Raw genomic sequence first — 23,547 nt, 5'->3', positions numbered from 1 at the left:
GCTTGCCTCAAGATATTTGCCCTCAAAAGTTAAAAGATCGGCCTGCAGCAAAGGCACGGCCAACAGCTCACCATGGGGTAGTTTGGCCGCATCGGCTAATGCAAGGCCCTTCCAACATTCAAAGCTAGCCTGATCATTCATAGCCAATGCCACTTGAGCATTTTTAGAAGCAACCTCGGCACGCTCGGCATCTGACCTGGCACCATCATAATTTGATTTTAATTCCAGTTGATAATGAGGATGACACGCTGCAAACCACTGGGCGGATTTATTTAAATAAGTTGCATCAGGAGGTGGAAATGGATTCCCCACTGGCTCCACTGGGCAAGGCTCAGTTTGGGCCCCTCGTGTAAAATTTTCTTCGATCGGACAATAATCTAAATGAATTGAATAGTCTGGTGACTTACCATTAATACCAGAAGCGCCATGTTCCCCCATAAGCTCTGCAAAGCCCCCTTGGTCGTAGTAAAAATTACCCCAATGGATCCCCCGGGCTGTAAGGCCCGTGATGACGTGGCAATGACATCATTAACAAGACAGAGCAAAATGTGTGCCAGATTTACCTAATTTGTAAGCATTCGATTAGATTGGTATATTTTGACCACTCTTTAGACAAAAGAAGCGCTATCTGTGGACTTTACACCTCAATCTGTGTGAAATGAGGGGTGTGAGTTGGGTAAATATCAAAGCGGGTGGTTTTGCCGGGGTTGGAAAAATGAGGGGCTTTCAGTAGGGGAGGGGCATAAATAGGGCGTTTGACGATCACGCGTTGGGTGGCGTGTTTTAAACTAACCTCTAACAATTCTTCAGCGTCTGGGTCTTCTCCCACCAGGGCTTCTAGCATTTGCATGTTCTTTTTTACGAGGGCCGATTTGAGGCGGGGTGGGAACATGGGGTCGAGGTAAATAAAGGCTGGGTGATGAGTTTTAGCGAGCTGAGGGATGAGGTGCCGGCTGTCACCAAAATAAAGTTTCAAAAAATCTTGGCTAGTGTTTTGGCTAAGGGCATGAGCCAAGAGTGAATACAGAAGCTCATTGCGTTCAATCGCTGACACTTGTAACCCCAGTTGGGCAAATAACCAAGCATCTTTGCCTAGGCCCGCGGTGGCATCGATGAGATAAGTGTTAGGAGGAGGGGGGAACTTAATCCCTAAAATTTTTTTTAAAGGATCTTTCGATTGAGTCAAGCGTTTTTGTCGATACCCCAGGCTACCTTTTTGCAAATTAATTTCCAAATATCGAGGTTTAGCGCAACGAGAGTCCACTAAACGCCAACCTTCTGCTCGCTTCTCAAGATAAAAATTTTTAAGATCAGCAGCCATATGTGAACAATGTCATCCCTGCGAAGGCAGGGACCCATGATGATGAAGAATCTTCCATTTTAGGTTTTTCATTTGCATATCAATCAATGTATATAGTTAGCTTTGAGGAAGGCCCTGCCTAGCCTTGGGGGAGCCGGCGCTGCAGCGGTGACCCTCATGGGGCTAGCCGGCACGGAATCCTTCCGCGTTCCCGCTCAGAAGCGGGCCTCGGCGCATCCTCGCCGGCTAGCCCGCATGGGGGCCCCGCCGCTTCCGCGATGGCTCCCCCAAGGCTAGGCAGGGCCTTCCTCAAAGCTAACCAACTTATGTAGTTAAAAAATACGTAGCATGGAGTTGTTGTATGAGTAAATTAGGTATTCGGCATCTTGCGTTGCGGGTAAAAGATTTGCAACGGTCTCGAGAATTTTATGAAAATTTTTTAGGCATGCAGGTTGATTGGGAACCCAACCCTGAAAATGTTTATCTTACAACAGCAGGCCAAGATAATTTGGCCTTGCATCAAGTTGCCCAAACCAAGGTGCCAGATCCGTTAGAAAGCCTTGATCATTTTGGGTTTGTGGTTTCTACCAAGCAAGAAGTCGATGAGTTTTACCAAAAGGCCTTGAGTTTATCGTTGCCTATCGTCAAAACACCCAAAGATCATCGCGATGGTGCCAGGTCATTTTATTTGAAAGACCCCGATGGAGTGGTGGTGCAAATTATTTGTCAAGCAAGTCGCTTTCAAACGAAGCTAGGTGATAAAAGCCTTGAGCCCGCTGGTTAATTTCTTCTAAACTTAAACTGACAATGCGCTGGCACGAAAAATCTTCAACATTAAAACTAGCCATGGCAGAGCCAAAGATGATGGCTTGTTTTAAGGTGTTCCAATCTGTGGCTTGAAGACGGGCTAGATAACCCATGACTCCCCCGGCAAAGCTATCGCCAGCACCGGTTGGGTCTTTGATTTCTTCTAAGGGTAAAGCCGGGGCAGAAAAAACGTGGCCATCTTGAAACATAATGGCGCCATATTCTCCGCGTTTAACAATAAGCGTTTTGGGCCCCAATGTTGCAATCTTTCTCCATGCCTTCATAAGATTAGATTCGCCCGTGATTTGGCGAGCCTCGCCTTCATTGATGATGAGCAAATCAATTTTGGCCATAATTTTTTTAAGATCTTCTAGGCTATTTTGAATCCAAAAATTCATGGTGTCTAAGGCCACCAGTTTTGGGCGTGTGCTCATTTGTTGTAGCACTTTATATTGGAGGCGAGGATCGATGTTGGCTAAAAATAAATATTCAGGTTGTTTGAGACTACTCGGAATTTTAGGGTCAAAGCTCTCAAAAACTCCCAGTTGAGTTTGTAAAGTGATTGCTTGGTTTAAATCGTATTCGTATTTGCCTTTCCAATGAAAGGTGGGGCCGGTTTGTTTTTCCAGCCCCTCTAAGCCAATTTGACGTTTTTTAAAAAGTTCTAAATGGCTGTTGGGAAAATCATTTCCTACCACCGCTACCAAATTAACCGAGGTAAAATAACTGGCCGCAACACTAAAGTGCGTAGCGCTGCCACCTAAAATGCGTTCGTGTTTGCCAAAGGGAGTTTCAACCGAATCAAGGGCAACCGAACCAACGACTAATAATGACATAAGGGCTCCTTTTTATTGATCTGTCATTGCGAGCCCCAAAGGGGCGTGGCAATCTCTCCTTTAAATTTTAAAAATCTTTTTAGACCGAATATTTCGTGTGGCGTTGCGGGTGTCGACAAGCAATGGCAAAGCAGCAACTAACGATCGATAATCTACCTTATCGTGATCGGCAACAATAATACCTGCGTCATATTTTTTTAAGCTACGTTGAGTGAAGGTGATCGATTTGAGCGAAGCGATCTCGGTTTTCCAAGAAGGGACAAAGGGGTCGTGGTAATCAACCTTAGCGCCCAGATTTTTTAATTGCTGGTAAATTTCATAAGCGGGTGACTCGCGGGTATCTGAAACATTTTTTTTATAGGCCACCCCCAGCATGAGTATTTTGGCACCAAGAATTGCTTTGCGTTGTTGGTTTAAGCCCCTGACTAACATTTGCACAACATAGTTGGGCATGCTTTGATTAACCTCGGTGGCCAATTCAATAAAACGGGTGCGATAATTCACAGTGCGAAGTTTCCAAGAAAGATAATGTGGGTCAACCGGAATGCAATGGCCGCCTAAACCTGGCCCTGGGTAAAAGGGCATGTAACCAAAAGGCTTGGTGGCCGCGGCTTGTAAAACTTCCCAGGTGTTTAATTGAAGATGGTGACAGATAATGGCAATTTCATTAACCAGGCCAATATTCACGGCGCGAAAAGTATTTTCCAACAATTTTGCCATCTCCGCAGTTTTGGGGTCGTTTACGGTGTGCACTTTTCCAACGATCGTACCGTAGAGCAGGCTTGCAAGCTTGGTACAGTGAGGCGTGCAGCCGCCCACAATTTTGGGAGTGTTGTGCAATTGAAATTTTTTATTACCCGGGTCAATTCTTTCGGGCGAAAATACCAAAAAAAAGTCTTTGCCCACTTTAAGCCCCGCTTGAGTTAATTGCGGCAGCAACACTTCTTCGGTGGTGCCAGGATAAGAGGTGCTTTCTAAAACGATGAGTTGACCCCTGCGGAGATGCTTGCGTACATGAGTCGCTGCGGCGACAATATAAGAAATGTCGGGGTCGTGACTTTTGCGTAAGGGTGTAGGCACACAAATGATAATGCAGTCTGCTTTGCTTAAAGGTTGAAAGTTGGTGCCAGGCAAAAAATTTCGTTGGAGTTTTAGCTTTTTAATACTTGAGTGCGGGATGTCGGGGATATAACTTAAACCAGCTTGTAGTTTTTGAACTTTTTTGGGGTCTGTATCAATCCCAAAAACTTTAAAACCCTGCTGGGCTAATCCCACCGCTAATGGCAGCCCCACATAACCTAGGCCAATTACCGCAATATTAGCGGAACGCTTGGCAATTTTATTTTCTAAGGTTTGATGCACGCTTAATTTTTCTCCTACTTATAACTTAAGTAACCGAAAATTTACGAAACTTATTAATCAACTTTCCGATAAATTACTTGCGTTGAGGGTCTAATCTAAAAACCGAATAACTCAATAACTGGCTTAGATCATAAGGCAAATTGCTAAAAGTCCATCGGGGGTCTTTCATCGTTTCACCCTGTGGTCTGGGGTCTTAGAACGTGCCAAGCAGCAAGAAGCGTTTGACCCTGGGCGTTTTTTATGTTAAACAGTCGGCCCGTTTATATAAGGGAAAGTTCTTTTCTAATCAATTGTTAATTATCAAGAAGAGGAGCTTCAATGGGAAAGTCCCTGGTCAAAGAAACCGTTCGATCCAAAAAATTTTCGCTTAAAGGGTTACCCTTTAAGGTGGGTGATAAGGCAGTTTATCCAGCCCATGGGGTAGGGGAAATTAAAAGTGTCGAGAGTCGTGAGATCTCAGGGAGTAATCAAACTTTCTATGTGCTCCAAATCCTCGATAGTGGCATGAAAATCATGGTTCCCACCACCAACGTCAATAGTGTTGGGTTGCGTGAAGTGATTGCGGAGTCTGAAGTAGATGGCGTTTATGAAGTCATGCGCCAACGCGATATTACCCTCGATCATCAAACCTGGAATCGCCGTTACCGCGACTACATGGATAAAATAAAAACCGGTTCGGTTTATGAAATTGCCGAGGTGTTAAGAGATTTGTCGTTACTCAAGCGCGAGAAAGAGCTCTCCTTTGGAGAACGTAAAATGCTAGATACTGCCAAGACGCTCTTAGTGAAAGAGTTGGCAATTTCTGAAGGGCGCCAAGAAAGAAAGATATACGAAGATATCGAAGAAATCTTTAGAGCTGTCTAATCTAATAATGTCATTCTGAACTTAAGCGGGTGAAGAATCTTCCATTTTATTCTGCCAATTCTTCGCCACGTCTTTTCGAAGTTAGTAGGGGCCTATTGAGAACCCGCGCCCGGTCGGCCTATGAGGGCATCTGTCATCGAGGAGTCGGAGTTTATCCCGAGTCTGTCGAGGGGACGAAATAATCTCTTCTGCCTAAGCGATGAGATTGCCACGCTCGCCAACGGGGCTCGCTCGCAATGACAGCGTCATACTTCGAAAAGACTTTTTTACAAATATTTATGGGATCTTCAAATTCAATTTGGGCGATCGTGGTGGCGGGGGGCCAGGGCCTGCGTTTTGGTACCCAAGAGCCTAAGCAGTTTTTACCAATGGCTGGGCGGCCTCTCTTTGAATATAGTTTAAATTGTCTTAGCCAACTCCCTGAAATCGAAGGTATTATTTTGGTTTTTCCACAGGCTTATTATACTGCTTATCAAAAGTCGTGGCATGGTCGCTTAACCGTGGTAGCTGGGGGAAAATTGCGTCAAGATTCTGTGTTGCAAGGTTTGGCTGCGATTCCCGTGACTGCTAAGTGGATTTTGATCCACGATGCCGCTCGCCCTTTGGTCGATGAATTTATTGTTAAAGAAACACTTAAAGCTGCTCAAAGCACGGGGGCAGCTGTGGCAGCCACCCCTATCGCCGATACTTTAAAAAAGGCTGATAACGAAGGATATGTGAAAAATACGGTGAATCGGCAAGGGCTTTATCAAAGTCAAACCCCACAAGTGTTTCGCCGTGATCTTTTAGAACAAGGTTTTGCCTATGCCAAGGCTAATCGTCTAGAGGTCACCGACGAAGCAGCCCTAATGGAATCTATTGGGGTCAAAGTTCGATTGGCCTCAGGCAGTCCTCGAAATTTCAAAATAACTACGCTGCTTGATTTTGAACTTGCAGAACAACTCATCTTAGGTCAGAGAAAAAAGGTATTATGATGTATCGAATTGGCCTAGGTTATGACATCCATCCCTTGGTGCCAGGTCGGCCTTTGATCTTAGGGGGAGTTGAAATTCCCTTTGAAAAGGGGCTTAAGGGGCACTCCGATGCCGATGCGGTTTTGCATGCCCTTTGTGATGCCTTGTTGGGGGCTTTGAATTTAGGTGATTTGGGTAAACATTTTCCCGATACCGACCCACGTTATCGGGGGATTTCGAGCCGGGTGCTTTTAAAAGAGTGCTATCGTTTAGTGCAAGAGCAACATTATGGGATCGCTAATTTAGATTGTGTGGTCATGGCCGAACGGCCCAAACTTCGCTCTTATATCGATCCCATGCGGCAAAATATTGCGGAAGACTTGAATATTGAACTTAATCAGGTAAGTATCAAGGCTTCAACGGCCAATGGTTTGGGTAGCATTGGTGCAGGCGAGGGCATAGCGGTGCAGGCCATTATTTTGCTTATAAAAAGATAGGAACAACATATGAAAACCCCTAAAAAGGGCTCATCTGCGGCGTTGCCCGCAAAGACGCGATCCTCACGTATTTGCATATACGCTCCGGTCGCGTCTTTGCGGGCGCCTTGCATCTGAGCCCTTTTTAGGGGTTTTCAAAAATCGAGTTATTTAGAGGTACCCATATGACACGAGTAAGGTTTGCTCCCAGCCCCACGGGGGAATTGCATTTAGGTAATATTCGCACCGCATTATTTAATTATTTATTTGCTAAGCATCAGCAAGGGGTTTGTGTCTTGCGTATCGAAGATACCGATAAAGAGCGGTCCACCCAAAATTTTGAAGATTCCATTTATACCGATTTGGCTTGGTTGGGGATTGAATTTGAAGAATCGCCTCGGGCCGGTGGGGCTCATGGCCCTTATCGTCAGTCTGAACGGTCTTCACTTTATCGGGAATATTTAGAAAAGCTGCAAGCGCAAGGCAAGGTTTATCCGTGTTATTGCACTCATGATGAGCTCGAGGCCGAAAAGATTAAGGCCCTCAATGCCAGTAAAACGCCTAAATACAGTGGCAAGTGTCGGCAGTTAACCCCAGAACAAAAAGAGCAGCTACTTTCCGAGGGCCGCAAGCCTTCGATTCGGTTTCATTTGACTCCGCAAGTGATTAAATTTCACGATTTAGTTTATGGCGATAAAAGTTTTGATACCAATTCTATGGGCGACTTTGTGATTTTTCGCTCTAATGGGGATCCGGTTTATCTCTTTGCTTCAGCCCTCGATGACTACCTCATGAAGATTACGCATGTGATTCGGGGTGAAGATGGCATGTCCAACACTCCCCGCCAAATCGCTCTGTTCCAAGCTTGGGGGGTAGAGGTTCCACAATATGGCCATTTGCCCTTAATCTTGGGGCCAGATCGTCAGTTATTATCCAAACGCCATGGTTCCACCTCCGTTGCAGCGCTTAAGCAAGAAGGATATTTAAAAGAAGCCGTGGTTAATTATGTGACCTTACTAGGTTGGGCGCCCGAAGATGCTCAAGAAATCATGACGCTTTCCGAAATGACGCAAAAATTTAATTTATCACGCGTGGGTCGCTCGAGTGCGATTTTTGATTTTGAAAAAATGAAACATCTTAACAAACATTATTTAGATCAACTTTCGCCTGAGCAATTTTGTGAGGCAATAAAATCTCATCTTCAAGCTAAATTGGGTGAATTGCCGGATAATGCCTTGGAGGTTGCGTTAGCCAGCCGGCATAATGGGCGCACTTTGGCAGAAATCACCCACGTGGTGGCTATTATTTTACAGCGGCCCCAAGCATTTCCTGAAGAGCTAAAAAATATTCTTATCACACCTGAGGCAAAAAAAGTTTTATTGGCCTATAAGCAAGTGATCGAAACCATCGATTCACCTTTTGGTGACGAAAGCTATGCGCAAACCATTGAAAAGGTAAAGGCGGCTACCAAGGCCAAAGGCAAGGGGCTTTTTATGCCTTTTCGCATTGCCTTAACCGGTGCCAGTGAGGGCCCTGAGTTGGCCAATTTATTTAAACTCTTTCCCAAAACCGAAATCTTGCAAAGATTAGACAATGCCACTTTGCCTTTATAATTCCCTTACCAAACAAAAAGAGGAATTTATTTCCCTCCACCCGCAACGTGTTGGGATGTATGTCTGTGGGGTTACGGTTTACGATTATTGTCACTTGGGGCACGCCCGCGCCAGTGTGGTGTTTGATATGATTTATCGGTATCTTACTCACCAAGGTTACACCGTGACCTATGTGCGTAATTTTACCGACATCGATGATAAAATTATTAAAAAGAGTCAAAGCACTCAAACCCCTTGGCAACAAATCACCGCGCAATTTATTCAGGCCTTTCATGAAGACATGACGAGTTTAGGAAATCTTGCCCCAGGCTTTGAACCCAAGGCCACCGATTTTATTCCCCATATGGTTCAAATGATTCAAACCTTGATGGATAAGGGGCACGCTTATCAGGCCGGTGGCGATGTTTACTATGCCGTGCGTAGTAAAAAAGATTATGGGAAATTATCGCACAAAAATTTAGAAGAATTAGAATCTGGTGCACGTATTGAAATTGGCGAACAAAAAAAAGACCCCCTCGATTTTGCCTTGTGGAAAGCGGCCAAACCTGGTGAGCCTACGTGGCCTTCGCCCTTTGGCCCCGGCAGGCCAGGCTGGCATATTGAATGTTCCGTGATGAGCACTCAGTTGTTGGGGGAACAAGTTGATATTCATGGGGGTGGGCGCGATTTAATTTTTCCTCATCATGAAAATGAAATTGCTCAATCGGAGGGTACCACAGGCAAAGAATTTGTGCGCTATTGGATCCATAACGGGTTTGTGAATTTGAATACCGAAAAAATGAGCAAGTCGACGGGGAATATTTTAACCATCCGCGAGGTTTTGAAAAAATACCCCCGTGAGGTGATACGTTATTTTTTACTTTCTTCGCATTATAGTTCGCCGCTGGATTATACGGATCAAAATCTCAAGCAAGCTGAATCAAGCGTGGAGCGGATTTATGAATGTAAAAGATTAGCCGAGGGCGAACTGAAAGGCCAAACCAACTCACAACCTCTTGATAAAGCTAAAACAGCGGCTTTAGAAAAAATTAATAATCTAAGTGGCGCCTTTGCAACGGCGATGAACGATGATTTTAATTCAGCCATGGCATTGGGCAATTTGTTTGAGGTAGTGCGCGAAGTATTTCGGTTGCTCAACGATGGCAAAGACAAGGTTTTGCAGGTAGCTGCAGCGCTGGCTTTTTTATCGCAATTACAAATTTACGACAAAGTTTTGGGTTTGTTTGGTATGAAATCCGAAGACTATTTTAAGGAGTGGCAAGCCTTAAAAGCAAACACAGCGCCTATATCCGAAGCTGAAATTTTAAATTTAATTCAACAACGAGAAATAGCGCGTAAAAATAAAGATTGGAAACAGGCTGATCAAATTCGCGACCAGCTTCAAGAAAAAGGAGTCTTAATTAAAGACAACCCCACCGGCACCGAATGGCGGTTTAAATAAGCTGTCATTGCGAGCCCACCTCTATTATTCTGAGCAATGTCATCCCTGCGAAGGCAGGGACCCATGATGGTGAAGAATCTTCCAATTCATCTGCAAATAGGGTCACGTCTTTTTGAAAAGTAAGTGGGGCCTATCCTTGTTTTCAAACGCGCACCGCGATCCCTACTCGGACTAAAAAATTCTTTGTTTTTTTGTGAATTAGATTACTCCTCTGTCGTCCTCTAATTCACAAAAACAATAGAATTTTTTAGTCCTCCTACGGGTTCGCTCCTGCGCAATGTTTTCAAACAAGGATAGGCCCCACTTACTTTTCAAAAAAACTTTGTGTAAATATTTTGATAGGTTAAAATCTTATCCTTATAAATAAAATTTAAATAGAATTATGCCGCGAAACGACGCAATATTTCTGAAATGAAAGTTTGATAAGGGACCCCTAGTTTTTTAGCTTTGAGTTTTAATTGTTTTAAATCTTGATTGTTGATTCGGATATTTAAAACAGCATCTTTTTTTCTTTGCGTGATGGCTCTAGCGATACTTTCAAATTCCATAGAACTTACGGGGTGGAATTTGCCTCTAATAAGATCCTTTTCAACGGTTCGTTCGTATTCGTTTAATTTAATTTTTGTCATTTAATTTACCCTCCTTACTTGATTAGTAGTGTAATACATTTAGTATATACAATTCAATAACTATTTTGGGAATCAGGGGCTTCTTGTATCTTTTTTTTTATGATGTAAGGTTGAGATATGAAATTCAAATTGCATGCAGATTTTAAGCCGGCGGGTGATCAACCGGAGGCCATAGAAAAGTTGGTTGAAGGTTTGGTGGCTGGGTGTGAGTATCAGACCCTTTTGGGGGTGACAGGGAGTGGTAAGACTTTTACTCTGGCCAATGTTATTGCCCAAGTGCAAAGACCAACTTTGGTTTTAGCTCCCAATAAAACGCTGGCGGCTCAGCTTTATTCGGAGTTTCAAGAATTTTTTCCAGAAAATGCCGTCAAATATTTTGTGAGTTACTACGATTATTATCAGCCCGAGGCCTATCTGCCGAGCCGCGATCTTTATATTGAAAAAGATTCTAGCCTTAATGAGGCTATCGACAAAATGCGCCACGATGCGACGCGGGCTCTGTTTGAACGTAACGATGTTATCATTGTGGCCAGCGTTTCTTGTATTTATGGGTTGGGTTCTCCCGAGGCTTATCATGGTTTATTGGTTTTTTTGGAAAAGGGTAGGGGATTAGCTCGCCAAAATATTTTGCAAGATTTAGTAAAAATTCAATATGTGCGTAACGATATTGATTTTCACCGGGGAACCTTTCGCTTGCGAGGTGATAGTTTAGAAATTTTCCCTGCCCATGAAGAAGCCAGGGCCATCAGGGTGGAATTTTTCGGGGATGAAATTGATCGCCTGGTTGAATTTGACCCTTTGCTGGGCAAAGAGATTCAAGAATTAGAAAAAACCGCCATTTATCCAGCAAGCCACTATGTTACTTGGGATCACTTGTTAAAAAAGGCCCTGGTGACTATCCGTGAAGAATTGAAAACCCGGGTGCAACATTTTCAAGAGTGCAATCGCCCGCTGGAGGCCCAGCGTATTGAACAACGCACGAATTATGACCTTGAGTTGATGGAAGAGATTGGTTTTTGTAAAGGCATTGAAAACTATTCGCGGCATTTAACCGGCCGTGGGCCAGGCCAACCTCCGCCAACGTTGTTAGATTATTTTCCAAAAGATTTTTTATTGGTGGTGGATGAATCTCATATCAGCATTCCCCAAGTGGGGGGCATGTACCCTGGCGACCGTTCGCGAAAAATGAATTTAGTGGAATATGGGTTTCGCCTACCTTCGGCCTTGGATAATCGACCACTAAAGTTTGAAGAGTTTGAACAACTCGTTCATCAAGTCGTTTATGTTTCAGCAACGCCGGGTGACTATGAGTTGGGTAAAAGCCAAGGGGCGATTGTTGAACAAATTGTGCGGCCTACGGGTTTGATCGATCCAGAAATTATCGTTTTGCCCGTGAAGAACCAAGTGGATGAGCTGGTGGCCCTGTGCCGTGGCAGAGTTGCCAAGGGAGAACGGGTTTTGGTCACGACTTTAACTAAAAAGATGGCCGAGGATTTGAGCAAATATTTGCAAGATATTGGCATGAAGGTGCGTTATCTTCATTCTGAAATTGAAAATATTGAACGGGTAGAAATTATTAGAGACCTACGCAAGGGGATTTTTGATATTATCGTAGGGATTAATTTGCTTCGAGAGGGGCTTGATTTGCCAGAAGTTTCGCTGGTGGCTATTTTAGATGCCGATAAAGAAGGATTTTTGCGGAGTGGGAAGTCGCTGGTGCAAACCTGTGGCCGAGCGGCGCGCAATCTCAATGGGCAGGTGGTCATGTTTGCTGATCAAATTACTCGGTCGATGGCATACGCCATTCAAGAAACTAAGCGGCGCCGGGAAATTCAAACCAAATATAATCAAGACCATCATATCACTCCGCGATCGATTCAAAAACTCATCAAAGATATTTTGCCAGCCCAGAATGTTGAAGAGAAACTCATGGCGCAAGAATCGCCTGAATTAGCGGCCTTGCCTAAAGAGAAAATTCCTGGGCATATTGAAAAATTGAAGAAAGAAATGAAAAAGGCTGCGGGCAATCTTGAATTTGAACAGGCCGCCCAATTACGAGACCAAATCGCTTTGCTGCGTAAACTTGAATTATTAAATTGAGCATCTCTGAGCAAGACCGCACCTTGGTGAAGCCGACGCGTAAGCTTCGACCTAATGGGGCTGGCCGGCATGGAATCCTTCCGGTATAACCGGCGCATCCTCACCGGCCAGCCCGCATTGGGGCCCCGGCGCTTCCGCGAATGGCCAAGTAAAGCAGTCGCCCTACTCACTTTGAAAAGACTTCTTATTTATTCAAAGCGTGCAAGAGCGCTTGGTGCATGGTTTTGATGGGGGGCTTGTGGCCGGTCCATAGTTCAAAGGCTAGGGCACCTTGGTGCACCAGCATAAAGTCGCCAGTAAGGATGGGTAACCCGCGCTTTTCTGCTTCAATTAAAAAGTGCGTGTGAAGGGGGTTGTAGACAATGTCACTTACCACGCAGGTGGTTTTTAGTTTTGCCCAGGGAAAATCGTTAAATTGCGTTCCCTGGAGACCAAGGCTGGTGGCATTCACCAATAGGTCTGCGTTTTCGAGTTGATCCCCCTCGGGTAACACATCAAGTGCTAAGGCCTCTAGGGTGATACCAGGAAATACTGGTTTCAAATAGCTCACCAGTTCATGGGCCCGATTGAAATGGCGATTATAGATCGACAATTTTTTGCAGTTTGCTTTAAGCAGGTTAATGGCAATGGCTCGGCTGGCCCCGCCTGCCCCTAATAAAACAATATTTTTGTCAAAGGGCTCAAACTTAGAGTTTAACTTTAAGCCTTGAATGAACCCGTTGCCATCGGTGTTAAAACCCAACAGCCGCTTATTGCGTACCACGACCGTATTAACCGCACTGATCAGGCTTGCCTCGGGGCACACGTAGTCTAAGAAGGGTATGAGGGTTTCTTTATGGGGAAGGGTAGCATTGAAGCCCAAATAATAAGGGTTTTGACGGATTTTTCGTATAAAAAGAGGCAATTCTTCGGGTAAGACTTCAACACTTGAATAACTATAACGCAAGTTTAGTTTTTTTAATACAGCCATTTGCATGGGCGGCGAAAGGCTGTGGCCAATGGGATGCCCGATGATGAAGAGTTTAGTTTTTGGCAAAAGCATAGGGGGCAGGTTATCGTTTTTACCAAAAAGGGGCCAGCTATTTTTTCCCCCTTTTCAAATCGGCAGATATACGATAGGCGAGACATAGACAAGGGAGGTGCCATATGGCTACTGAATTAGTAGAGCGGTTTATTTGGTCGAGTCGACTACTCATTATCACTTTGATCTTATCTCTAATTTTTCCTTTTTCTTCCCCGCGTGCCACGGCAGAAACCAAGCAAATCTATACCACCGCCATTTTGGGTGTCTATACCCCCGCTACCAAACCTAAGGTCATGAAAGGGGTTTTGGATGTTATGCACGATGAGTTTTCTCTCAAAGAGACTTTTCAATTAGTGGGTCAAGATAAAATTAAAGAAGCCTTATTACATCTCCCACTTTCCGATACTAGCCAGGGTGGTGAAAATTTTGATCAGGCTATTGATGCAGCAAAAAATCATTATGCCAATTTTGCCTTTGCTCCTGCGATTGATTCTTTAGAAAAGGCCATTGCAACTTATCGCAGCCAAGAAAGTGCGGGATTATTTCATTTAGTCGATGCCTATCAGTTGTTGGGTAATATTTATTTGGGGATGGGTAATAAAAAGAAAGCAGAAAAGGCCTTTCGTGAGGCCATTCGATTAGCTCCAGGTTACGAACCTTTGCCTGAAAAATTTTCTCCTAGCACCCTTCGTTTTTATAGCGATGTGCAAGCGAAGGCCAAACAAGATTTTGCCAAGACATTTCCCCTTGAGGTTCATGTTCAGCCAAGCAGTGCTTCAGTTTACGTTAATGGAGTTTTACAAACAAACTCTTCAAATCTACTTTATCCAGATGGCGAACATTTTTTGAGTGTTTATAAAGATGGCTATAAAAATTATAACCAAAAGATAGTTGTGAAAGGGAAAAAAGTTGTTACCACAGTTAACTTAGAGCGAGTAGGCACGGCCTTGCGCAGCGAAGATGGAATCATGGCTTCAGCAACCGAGAATCCAGCTTCAATTCAACTAAGGGCTTTGGAGGTTGCTAAGTCGATCGGTGCACAAAAACTCATTTTGGTTAGGGTCGATACCATAGGTTGGAAACATAAAATTGAAACTCAATTGATCGATATCAATCAAAAAGTGATGCAAGCCACCAAAAATGTAGAGGTAGGGGATATTGAAAACGATGTGCGTTCGGCCGCTAATGTGGTGGCGGCCTTTTTAGCTCAGGCGGCTGATAAAGAAGTCAAAAAGGGTAAGGCAGGCGATGTGATTGTCATTGGCAGTAAAAAGAAAAAATCTTTGGCTAAGTCGCCCGTGTTGTGGGGGATCTTAGGGGCAGTTTTAGTGGGGGCGGGAGTGGGGGTGGCTTTGATGGGGGGCGGCGGTGGATCCCCAAGCACCGGGCCTACCGGAACAACCGTAGACGTAACCGGTGCCGCGCCCAATTCACCTTAAATAGTAAAAGTTAGATTTGACCGGGGTGGCCAAGCAGGCAACTTGGAGGGTTCCTCAACCCGCGCGGAATTTATCCTGAGGCTTGGCGAAGGACTCCTCGTATTCGCATCAAAAAAATGTTGGTTTACGATGAAGTTGGAGTATTCCCTCTGGTCATCCTCCAACTTCAGTAAACCAACATTTTTTTGATGCTCATGACTCGTCGTTCTCGCGCAAAGGGTTTCGTCACCCTCTAAGTTGCCTGCTTGGCCACCCCGGTCAAATCTAACTTTTACTGCCAATATTAAATATTGTAGATGCTTGAGAAGTGTCGGCAGGGAGGTTTTTTTGACCATTCGCGGAAGCGGCGGGGCCCCCAATGCGAGTTAGCCGTCATGGAAAGCCGAGGCCGCCGAAGGCGGAACGCGGAAGGATTCCGTGACGGCTAACTCCATTAGGGTCGCCGCTGTAGCGACGGTCAAAAAAACCTCCCTGCCGACACTTCTCAGGCATCTATTTGGTCTTGAACGATTCCAGGGTTTGGATGAGTTGGTTTTGTTGGAGGCCACTGCTTGCTTGGTTGTAGAGGGTGGTTAGGTCGAGGTCGTTGGGCAAGAGTTCGCGGGCTCGTTTGATAAATTCTAAACCTTGAGAGTAGTTTTTTTGTTTGAGCAAGGCGCGGGCGATTTCACGATAGGCCTTGCCTAACATTTCGGGTTTGATGTTGGTGGTGGGCTGGCTGATAGCCTTGGAATAATTTTCGGCGGCTAAGTCATGTTCTCCTTTCATCGAGTAAAGCTCTGCCAACATGAAAAAGAGTGCAAAGCTGGGATTGCCTACCGAACTTGCGGTGCGTAACTGTTCAAAGGCTTGAGTCCATTTTTTTTGAGCAAAGAGCAAACGCCCAAAGTTTTCATGAATTTCTCTTTGATAAGGATGGGATGCTTTGAGCGATTTTAACCCCTTGGCTGCTAATTCATAGTATTGGGTTGCAGAATAAATACTCCCTGTTGCTTCTGAACAGATCGCAAATTTGAAATATACAATCGGGTCTTGGCAACCAAGCCCTATAGCCTCTTGGAGCTTTTGAAGTGTGGTTGTGCAATCAGCAATGTCATAAGCGGTAAAACCCTCTTCGACAAAATTATTCCACTTAGAATCTTTGTGCCCATGTTTTTGATAGAATTTCCAATCTGAAAGGGGTTTAGACAACCCAATATTGGCAAAATAACCTAAGATAAAAAGGAAAGAAAACCCTAGGTTTAGGGTTAAGTAGAGTCTTTTTCTGAAAAGGCCTAGCATCTTGAAGATCCCTTTGAGTAAAATTAGATACTTTTACTTAAACTATTGCGCAAATATCCAAGGTTATGATAGGGCTCAAATCCCTAAAAGAACTAGGGTATTTAATATAACTTAATAACACACGGTTTGGCAAAATTAAAGTAATGGTTTAATGGGTCTTTCTGTTTTTATTTAAAAATAGAGAGTTTAAACCAGTCAAACCGGCGGCTTAACCCAAGGAGCATAACAGTGATTAAAATCGAAATTAAAGAACTACTCGAAGCAGGGTTTCACTTTGGTCATCAAAGAGAAAGATGGAACCCTAAAATGAAACCTTTTCTTTATGGCGATCGAGGTGGGGTTCACATCATTGATCTTGCCAAGGCAGCTAACCTTTTCCAAGCAGCTTTAAATTTTATTGCGGAGTCTGTTGGTGAAGGCCAAGAGGTGTTGTTTGTTGCAACCAAACGCCAGGCCCAAGACCTTGTTAAAACCGAGGCTGAACGTTGTGGTATGTATTATGTCAACAACCGTTGGATGGGTGGCACCTTAACCAACTTTCGCACGGTTAAGGCCTCGATTGATCGTTTGAAAAAGCTAATCAAGGGTAAAGAAGATGGTAGCTTTGAAGATCTGAAAAAAGCAGAAAAATTAAGAATCGACCGCGAGATTCAACGCTTAGAAAAATCGCTGTCGGGTATCAAAGAAATGAATCGAGTTGCACAACTCGTGGTGCTCATCGATCCGAACAAAGAACATTTGGCTCTTAAAGAGGCCCTACGTCTGGGTATTCCCGTCATAGCCCTTACCGATACCAATTGTGATCCCGATGACATTGAATACGTGGTTCCTGGTAACGACGATGCCACCCGTTCCATCAAATTATTTTTTAGTAAAGTTGCCGATGCGGTTTTGGCCGGAATGTCGTTAAGAGAAGCCAAGGCACGTAGAAATGCCGTGGAGGCTGAAGAAAAACCCGCAGTCCGTGAAACGGGAGGCAGAAAAGCAGATGCCTATGTGGCTAAGCCGGAGGCCTCAGAAGACGAAGAAGCAACAGCCGATGTTTATAGTGCCAAGCCCATCGTAGAAGCTGAAGCCATTACCATGGAAAAACAACATCAAGATTAAAGTGATTAGAGGTACCTGTGAGTGCGATAACTTCTGAGTTAGTAAAAACCCTCCGGGAAAAAACCGGAGCAGGAATGATGGATTGTAAAAAGGCCCTACTTGAAGTGGGTGGTGATTTAGAAAAGGCGATCGATTTTTTACGCAAGGCAGGTACATTAAAGGCCGCTAAAAAATCGAGTCGGGTTACAGCCGATGGTTTGATTAATATCCAAAACCATGGTGCATGTACCAGCCTCGTTGAAATCAATTGCGAGACTGATTTTGTAGCCAAAAACGAAGACTTTTTGCAATTTTTATCTCAAACCAACCAAACCATCCTACAAAGTAAACCCCAAAGTCTCGATGCCTTATTAACGGCCCCCCTCGTGGGACATAAGGGTGTGAGTGTGGGTGGCCGGGTTGCCGAATTAATTGCCGTGATTGGAGAAAATATTTCGGTTCGTCGTTTTGCTTGGTATGAGGCCAAGGCCGACGAGCAGGCGGGGAGTTATACCCACATGGGCAATAAAATTGGGGTTTTGGTTAAAGTGCAGGGGCTAAAAGATGCAAACTCCGAAGTTTTAAAAAATCTTGCGATGCACGTTGCTGCCATGGCACCCCGATATTTACAAGCGAGTGACGTGCCAGCCGATGTTTTGGCTCGAGAAAAAGAAATTTATCAGGCTTCGTTACAAGAACAAGATAAAAAGAAACCTGCTCAAATTATAGAAAAAATTTTAGAAGGTAAAATCAAAAAGTTCTACGATGAAGTTTGTTTAGAAAATCAAATTTATATTCGCGACCCTAATGGCAAACAAAAAATCTCTGATTATTTGAAAAGCGTTGATCAAGGTGCTAAAATTCTAGAGTTCGTGCGTTTTCAAGTGGGTGAAGGTATTGAGAAAAAACAAGAAAGTTTTGCAGAGGAAGTGGCTAAACTCCAAGCTAGCTGACGTGGATTACAATGACAGATGAATCAATGGAAAAACCAGCCTATAAAAGAATTTTATTAAAAATGAGTGGTGAATCCCTGGTGGGTAAGCAGGGCCTAGGTATTGATTTCCCCGTGGTCAAAGAAATTGCTGAGGAAATCAAAGAGATTCATGCCTTAGGGGTAGAAATTGCTATCGTGATGGGGGGTGGTAATATTTTCCGAGGGGCCAATGCTGAAAGTAGCGGGATCGATCGGGCTAGTGCCGATTATATGGGCATGCTGGCCACGGTTATCAATGCCATGGCTCTGCAAGGGGCTTTAGAAAATGTTAAGGTTTATACTCGGGTACTATCAGCCATTGGGATCAATCAGGTGGTAGAGCCTTATATTAGGCGGCGAGCCATTCGCCATTTAGAAAAAAAACGAGTGGTTATCTTTGCAGCTGGGACCGGTAATCCTTTTTTTACTACCGATACTGCGGCCAGCTTACGAGCCATGGAAATTCAGGCCGATGTGATTTTAAAAGCCACTAAAGTTGATGGTGTTTACTCGAGTGATCCTATGCAAGATAAGCATGCGGTTAAATTTAATCAGTTGTCTTTTTTAGAAGTCTTAAATAAAAATTTGCGAGTGATGGATTCTACTTCTATTTCCCTTTGTATGGATAATCAAATGCCCATTATCGTCTTTAATCTCTTTGAAAAGGGAAATATGAAAAAGGCAGTCTGTGGTCACAGCATTGGTACTAAAGTAAGTTAATAGCGAGGCAATATGGAAATATTAACTCATACCAAACAAAGAATGGAAAAGGTTTTAGAAGCGGTTCTCAATGAACTATCAAAGGTGCGTACCGGTAGAGCCAATGTGGCAATACTCGATGATATTCGAGTAGAGTATTATGGTGCCTTAAGCCCTCTTAATCAAGTGGCCACCCTGACTGTTCCTGAATCGCGTTTGATTCTCATTCAACCTTGGGATGTATCGGTGATTGGTGGAATTGAAAAAGCCATTTTAAAATCAGATTTAGGCTTGTCTCCTTCTAATGATGGCAAAATTATTCGCATTGCTATTCCAGCACTTACCGAAGAACGCCGAAAAGAATTAGTTAAAGTGGTCAAGCAATATGGTGAAGATGGCAAGGTGAGTGTTCGCCATGTGCGTCGTGAATCTATGGATGAAATCAAAAAGCTTGAAAAAGAAAAGGCCCACTCCGAAGATGAAATTAAAAAACTTTCCGAGCAAATCCAAAAATGTACCGATGATTATGTGCATAAGATCGATGAGCTGATGGCAAAAAAAGAAAAAGACCTTATGCATGTCTGATTTACCCCACCACATTGCAATTATCATGGATGGCAATGGTCGATGGGCTGAGATGCGCCAATTGCACCGCTTAGAGGGGCACCGCCAAGGCATTGAAGCTGTTGAAGATATTGTTACTTATGCGGCTGATTTAGGCATTGAGTATCTAACCCTTTATGCCTTTTCCCAAGAAAATTGGTCGAGGCCCAGTGAAGAAGTTATGGGTCTCATGGAATTGTTGAGATTATTTTTACAACTTAAAAGAGAAAAATTGCTACGCAACGGTATTCGGTTAAAGGCGATTGGCCAATTAGAATTATTACCCGAACCTATTTTAAAAGAATTAACGAAAACCATTTTTGAAACTCGTCATGGTCAGAAGATGACACTCATTTTAGCCCTCTCTTATGGTTCTCAAATGGAAATATTAGATGCAGTGAATCGTTTACTGCGCAAAACCATGGCCGAAGGTAACCCTGGCAAGGTGATTACCCATGAAGAATTTTGTTCTCAACTTTATACAGAGTTTATTCCTGACCCAGATTTACTTATTCGAACCAGTGGTGAATATCGGATTAGCAATTTTATGCTGTGGCAATTAGCCTATTCTGAGTTATACTTCACCGATACCCTTTGGCCCGATTTTAATCGGGAAGAATTACAAAAGGCCATTCTTGAATTTCAAAAACGAGAACGGAGGTTTGGTAAAACCTCGCAGCAAATTCAAGCTGGAGAAAAAGATTTGTGACGAAGGTTCGTATTATAACGGGGCTCATTTTAGGTTTGTCGGTAGGCGCTTTCATAGGTTGGGCACCCCTCCCTCTATTTAATGCTGTGCTTTTGATTGTGTTGTCTTTAGCGGCCTATGAATTTTTTTGTATTACCTTGCCCCACCCTTCTTTGGGCTTTTTTTGGGCCATGCTTCTGACCATTTTACTCTCAATATTATTTTTATTTTTTCCGGCGCCTCCTATGTTGCCACTTTTTGCGGGGGTGCTGCTCTTATGTCTTTCTTTTTATCTGTTCCAAAAGCAAGACCCTGCTTTGGCAGTTAAACAGGCCAGCCTCACCCTGTTAGGTGTTTTTTATATTAGTATTCTTTTTTCCCATGTGGGCTTGATTCGTGCCCTGCCGCAAGGCGTGATGTGGGTCTATGTGTTATTAGCCTCAACTTTTTTGGCCGATAGTGGGGCCTATTTGGTGGGGCATATGATAGGTAGGCATAAATTAGCTCCGCGGATTAGCCCTGGGAAAACCGTTGAAGGTTTGGTGGGAGGAGTTTTTTTTAGTTTAATTGCCACCTTGATCGTAAAAATATTTTTTTGGCGTTATTTAAGTTTGTGGGATTGTCTGATCGTGGGTTGCATCAGCGGTTTAGTGGGGCCATTAGGCGATCTTTCAGAATCCTTGATCAAAAGAAGCGTGAATTTAAAAGATAGTGGGCGACTTATTCCAGGGCATGGGGGAGTGCTTGACCGAGTCGATGCCTTGCTTTTTACCGCCCCAGTTGTTTATTACTATGCCAAATATTTGAAAGGTTTTTGATTTGATGCGAGTTATTTCAATTTTAGGTAGTACGGGGTCGATCGGTACTTCTACATTAGATGTGGTGCGGAATAATCCCGAAAAATTTAAAGTGGCGGGGCTCGCCTGTGGTTCAAATTTGGATTTGTTAGTGCAACAGATTCAAGAATTTAAACCTCAATATGTTTCAGTAGGCAAAGCAGAAGATGTTGCAAAGTTACAAGCTCAATTGGGAAACGGTTTTTCAGAAATAGGCTGCGGGATGCAAGGCAATATTACCGTGGCTACTTTGCCAGAAACAGACATGGTAATTTCTGCAATTGTGGGGGCAGCAGGGCTAGAACCCACCCTTTCTGCTTTGAAAGCTAAAAAAGCCGTGGGGCTGGCTAATAAAGAAACGTTGGTGGTGGCAGGTTCGCTCATGACCCAAGTCGCAAAAAAACAACAAGTCACTCTACTTCCTATCGACAGCGAACATAGTGCCATATTTCAATGTTTAGTGGGCCAAAACCGTGATGAACTACGTAAGATTATTATCACGGCATCGGGAGGGCCCTTTTTGCATAAGCCAAGGGATGAATTTTCTTCTATCACGGTTGAGCAAGCCTTAAAACACCCCAATTGGTCGATGGGGGCTAAAATCACCATCGACTCTGCAACACTTATGAATAAAGGGTTGGAGGTGATCGAGGCGAAGTGGTTGTTTGATTTAGAACCAGAAGAAATCGAGGTTGTCATTCATCCACAAAGTATTATCCACTCCATGATAGAATTTCATGATGGTTCTATTTTGGCACAACTGGGTATCCCCGATATGCGCGTTCCTATTGCCTATGCTTTAAGTTTTCCTGAAAGGTTGCCCAATTCATTGCCAAGTCTTTCGTTGACTGAAATTGGCTCGCTTACTTTTTTCCCCCCCGATTATGAAAAATTTAATTGTCTTAAATTGGCCCGGCAATCACTTTCGAAAGGCGGGTCTTACACTGCGGTGTTGAATGCAGCTAACGAAGTAGCGGTAAAAAGATTTTTAGAAAAAAAGATTGGTTTTTCGGCCATTCCTTACGTGGTAGAAGCCACCTTGGAGAAGCATCAAAGTTGTGAGCCGGCTTCAGTCGATGAAATCTTGGCTATTGATAAATGGGCAAGGTTTGAAGCCGAGCGAGTTACCAGAAATTATGTTTTAAATTAGACCAGGAGTGTTCATGTCAACATTATTGATGATTTTATATTTTGTTTTAGGGTTGGGGCTTTTAATTTTAGTCCATGAAGCCGGTCATTTCATTATGGCCAAACTCAATGGCATTCGGGTCGAACGTTTTTCCATTGGTTTTGGCCCTAAGTTATTTTCTTTTAAAAAGGGTGAAACTGAATACTGTTTTTCAATGCTCTTTTTCTTGGGTGGTTATGTAAAAATGACCGGGCAAGATGACTTTGCCCAGGAAGAACCGGCGGTGACTACCGACCCACGTTCTTTTGAAAACAAGCCGATTTGGGCTCGAATGCTAGTTGTCTTAGGTGGGCCAAGCATGAACCTGCTTTTGCCTTGGTTGCTCATGCCCATCGTTTTTCTGATTGGAGTTACGCAACCTAAATTTTTAACCGAACCACCAGTATTGGTAGGAGTTCGGCCAGGGTCGTCGGCTGATAAAGTAGGGATGCAGATTAGCGATCGTATCATTTCTATTGAGGACAAGACCGTCGATACGTGGGAAGGGGTGCTATGGGAACTAGCGTTGGCCCAAGGCAGAGACGTGCGGTTGGTTTTTGACAGAAATGGCAAACCGCAAGAGGCTTCCCTTAAGGTTGAAAAGTTGGGTAAAGAAGAAATGCCCGACATTGGGATTCATCCTGATTTTTTCATTCCCCCGCAAATTGGAGCGGTGAGAGCTGACACTCCAGCCGAGCAGGGGGGGTTAAAAGCCGGCGATCGAATTCTCAAATTGAATGGCCAAGAAATTCAACATTGGTCGCAAATCAGTGAGTTGATGAATCAATACGGCGACAAACCTGTTGAGGTGAGTTTGTCTCGGGAGGGAGTTTTTCATAAAATCATGGTTACGCCAGCGGCGATGAAAGACGCCGATAAAACTTATTATGTTTTGGGCATTGAGCCCATGCTGCAAGAGACGTTTAGGCGGTATGGTTTGGTGGAAGCTTTTCGTCAGGGGAGTCGGCAAAATGCCCTTTTGCTCACTAAAACCTTAGAAGTACTTAAAAATCTTTTTACGCTTAAAGTTTCGGTTAAAGCTTTAGCAGGTCCGGTGCAAATTGCCGTGGGTACTGTTAAGGCAGCTGAACGAGGCTTGGGTAATTTTATTTTTTTCTTGGCCTTCTTAAGTATTAATTTAGGGGTCGTAAACCTCTTGCCCTTGCCGGTGCTCGATGGAGGTCATGTGGTTTATCTTCTTTATGAAACCTTGTTTAGAAAACCGCTTTCTTTAAAGTTGAAGTTGATTTTTCAGCAAATCGGTTTGGTATTATTACTAGCTTTAATGGTTTTTGTAACCATTAATGATATTAATCGCCAATGGGGTTTTGGAAAAATATTTTCTTCCCTTAAAAATTTATTTTAGTGA

At 43.8% G+C, this 23,547-nt stretch carries 23 protein-coding genes; 16 read left to right on the top strand and 7 right to left on the bottom strand.

Annotated features, from left to right (window positions below):
- Positions 1-438 (bottom strand): hypothetical protein (locus HYU97_11085; protein ID MBI2337291.1); only part of this gene is annotated, 438 nt, incomplete at its 3' end.
- Positions 439-637: 199 nt separating this feature from the next.
- A complete protein-coding gene (locus HYU97_11080) occupies positions 638-1,321 on the bottom strand; it encodes a class I SAM-dependent methyltransferase (protein ID MBI2337290.1) in 684 nt (227 codons plus the stop codon).
- 340 nt (positions 1,322-1,661) lie between these two features.
- Between HYU97_11080 and HYU97_11075 the strand changes: the two genes are divergently transcribed.
- Positions 1,662-2,084 carry a VOC family protein gene (locus tag HYU97_11075; protein ID MBI2337289.1) on the top strand — a complete coding sequence of 141 codons (423 nt, stop codon included), beginning with the start codon at positions 1,662-1,664 and terminating at the stop codon, positions 2,082-2,084.
- Here HYU97_11075 and HYU97_11070 read toward each other — a convergent pair.
- Both HYU97_11070 and HYU97_11065 read right to left on the bottom strand, forming a co-directional pair.
- Positions 2,020-2,943, bottom strand: a complete 924-nt coding sequence (locus HYU97_11070; protein ID MBI2337288.1) for a sugar kinase — start codon at positions 2,941-2,943, stop codon at positions 2,020-2,022. The two genes, HYU97_11075 and HYU97_11070, sit on opposite strands and share 65 nt — an antisense overlap.
- Positions 2,944-3,003: 60 nt before the next feature.
- Positions 3,004-4,305 (bottom strand): nucleotide sugar dehydrogenase, encoded by a 1,302-nt coding sequence (locus HYU97_11065; GenBank protein ID MBI2337287.1) that lies wholly within the window; start codon positions 4,303-4,305, stop codon positions 3,004-3,006.
- 318 nt (positions 4,306-4,623) lie between these two features.
- Here HYU97_11065 and HYU97_11060 point away from each other — a divergent pair, with 318 nt between their 5' ends.
- The 5 genes from HYU97_11060 (at position 4,624) to HYU97_11040 (ending at position 9,652) form a co-directional block, all read left to right on the top strand.
- Positions 4,624-5,169, top strand: a complete 546-nt coding sequence (locus HYU97_11060) for a CarD family transcriptional regulator (GenBank protein MBI2337286.1) — start codon at positions 4,624-4,626, stop codon at positions 5,167-5,169.
- Positions 5,170-5,447: 278 nt separating this feature from the next.
- On the top strand, positions 5,448-6,143 hold the full coding sequence (ispD, locus tag HYU97_11055; protein ID MBI2337285.1) for a 2-C-methyl-D-erythritol 4-phosphate cytidylyltransferase: 696 nt from the start codon (positions 5,448-5,450) through the stop codon (positions 6,141-6,143).
- Positions 6,143-6,619 (top strand): 2-C-methyl-D-erythritol 2,4-cyclodiphosphate synthase, encoded by a 477-nt coding sequence (locus HYU97_11050; GenBank protein ID MBI2337284.1) that lies wholly within the window; start codon positions 6,143-6,145, stop codon positions 6,617-6,619. The genes ispD and HYU97_11050 overlap by 1 nt, the downstream gene beginning before the upstream one ends.
- Before the next feature lie 164 nt (positions 6,620-6,783).
- Positions 6,784-8,211 carry a glutamate--tRNA ligase gene (locus HYU97_11045; GenBank protein MBI2337283.1) on the top strand — a complete coding sequence of 476 codons (1,428 nt, stop codon included), beginning with the start codon at positions 6,784-6,786 and terminating at the stop codon, positions 8,209-8,211.
- Entirely contained in the window at positions 8,192-9,652 is a 1,461-nt protein-coding gene (locus tag HYU97_11040) for a cysteine--tRNA ligase (protein MBI2337282.1), read from the top strand. Before HYU97_11045 ends, HYU97_11040 begins: the two co-directional genes overlap by 20 nt.
- 380 nt (positions 9,653-10,032) lie before the next feature.
- Here the strand turns inward: HYU97_11040 and HYU97_11035 are convergent, their stop codons facing one another.
- On the bottom strand, positions 10,033-10,281 hold the full coding sequence (locus HYU97_11035) for a hypothetical protein (GenBank protein ID MBI2337281.1): 249 nt from the start codon (positions 10,279-10,281) through the stop codon (positions 10,033-10,035).
- 117 nt (positions 10,282-10,398) lie between these two features.
- Here HYU97_11035 and uvrB point away from each other — a divergent pair, with 117 nt between their 5' ends.
- Positions 10,399-12,381, top strand: a complete 1,983-nt coding sequence (gene uvrB / locus HYU97_11030; GenBank protein MBI2337280.1) for an excinuclease ABC subunit UvrB — start codon at positions 10,399-10,401, stop codon at positions 12,379-12,381.
- A 184-nt stretch (positions 12,382-12,565) separates the two neighbouring features.
- Here uvrB and aroE read toward each other — a convergent pair whose 3' ends face one another.
- Complete coding sequence (aroE, locus tag HYU97_11025) at positions 12,566-13,423, bottom strand: shikimate dehydrogenase (GenBank protein MBI2337279.1); 858 nt, start codon at positions 13,421-13,423, stop codon at positions 12,566-12,568.
- Positions 13,424-13,527: 104 nt separating this feature from the next.
- On the opposite strand from aroE, the gene HYU97_11020 reads away from it, so the two are divergent.
- Positions 13,528-14,844 (top strand): PEGA domain-containing protein, encoded by a 1,317-nt coding sequence (locus HYU97_11020; GenBank protein MBI2337278.1) that lies wholly within the window; start codon positions 13,528-13,530, stop codon positions 14,842-14,844.
- A 492-nt stretch (positions 14,845-15,336) separates the two neighbouring features.
- Here the strand turns inward: HYU97_11020 and HYU97_11015 are convergent, their stop codons facing one another.
- Positions 15,337-16,125, bottom strand: a complete 789-nt coding sequence (locus HYU97_11015; GenBank protein MBI2337277.1) for a hypothetical protein — start codon at positions 16,123-16,125, stop codon at positions 15,337-15,339.
- 228 nt (positions 16,126-16,353) lie between these two features.
- On the opposite strand from HYU97_11015, the gene rpsB reads away from it, so the two are divergent.
- The 8 genes from rpsB to rseP are packed head-to-tail and all read left to right on the top strand — an operon-like array spanning position 16,354 to position 23,544.
- The gene (gene rpsB / locus HYU97_11010) at positions 16,354-17,232 is read left to right on the top strand and encodes a 30S ribosomal protein S2 (protein ID MBI2337276.1); all 879 of its coding nucleotides are present in this window, start codon (positions 16,354-16,356) and stop codon (positions 17,230-17,232) included.
- Positions 17,233-17,249: 17 nt separating this feature from the next.
- Positions 17,250-18,164, top strand: a complete 915-nt coding sequence (locus HYU97_11005; GenBank protein MBI2337275.1) for an elongation factor Ts — start codon at positions 17,250-17,252, stop codon at positions 18,162-18,164.
- A gap of 26 nt (positions 18,165-18,190) precedes the next feature.
- Positions 18,191-18,904: a UMP kinase gene (locus HYU97_11000; GenBank protein MBI2337274.1), complete on the top strand. Its 714-nt coding sequence runs from the start codon at positions 18,191-18,193 to the stop codon at positions 18,902-18,904.
- 12 nt (positions 18,905-18,916) lie between these two features.
- Positions 18,917-19,468, top strand: coding sequence for a ribosome recycling factor (frr, locus tag HYU97_10995; GenBank protein ID MBI2337273.1), 552 nt, complete (start codon positions 18,917-18,919; stop codon positions 19,466-19,468).
- Positions 19,461-20,195: an isoprenyl transferase gene (locus HYU97_10990; protein ID MBI2337272.1), complete on the top strand. Its 735-nt coding sequence runs from the start codon at positions 19,461-19,463 to the stop codon at positions 20,193-20,195. Before frr ends, HYU97_10990 begins: the two co-directional genes overlap by 8 nt.
- A complete protein-coding gene (locus HYU97_10985) occupies positions 20,192-20,992 on the top strand; it encodes a phosphatidate cytidylyltransferase (protein ID MBI2337271.1) in 801 nt (266 codons plus the stop codon). Before HYU97_10990 ends, HYU97_10985 begins: the two co-directional genes overlap by 4 nt.
- A 4-nt stretch (positions 20,993-20,996) precedes the next feature.
- Entirely contained in the window at positions 20,997-22,160 is a 1,164-nt protein-coding gene (locus HYU97_10980; protein ID MBI2337270.1) for a 1-deoxy-D-xylulose-5-phosphate reductoisomerase, read from the top strand.
- A gap of 13 nt (positions 22,161-22,173) precedes the next feature.
- On the top strand, positions 22,174-23,544 hold the full coding sequence (gene rseP, locus HYU97_10975; GenBank protein ID MBI2337269.1) for an RIP metalloprotease RseP: 1,371 nt from the start codon (positions 22,174-22,176) through the stop codon (positions 23,542-23,544).
- The last annotated feature ends 3 nt before the right edge of the window (positions 23,545-23,547 follow it).

It is taken from the genome of Deltaproteobacteria bacterium (genome assembly GCA_016183235.1).
In the GTDB taxonomy this organism is placed as follows: Bacteria; UBA10199; UBA10199; order DSSB01; family JACPFA01; genus JACPFA01.
The sequence above is the reverse complement of the archived record's forward strand: the minus strand, read 5'-3'. Positions and strand labels throughout refer to the sequence as shown.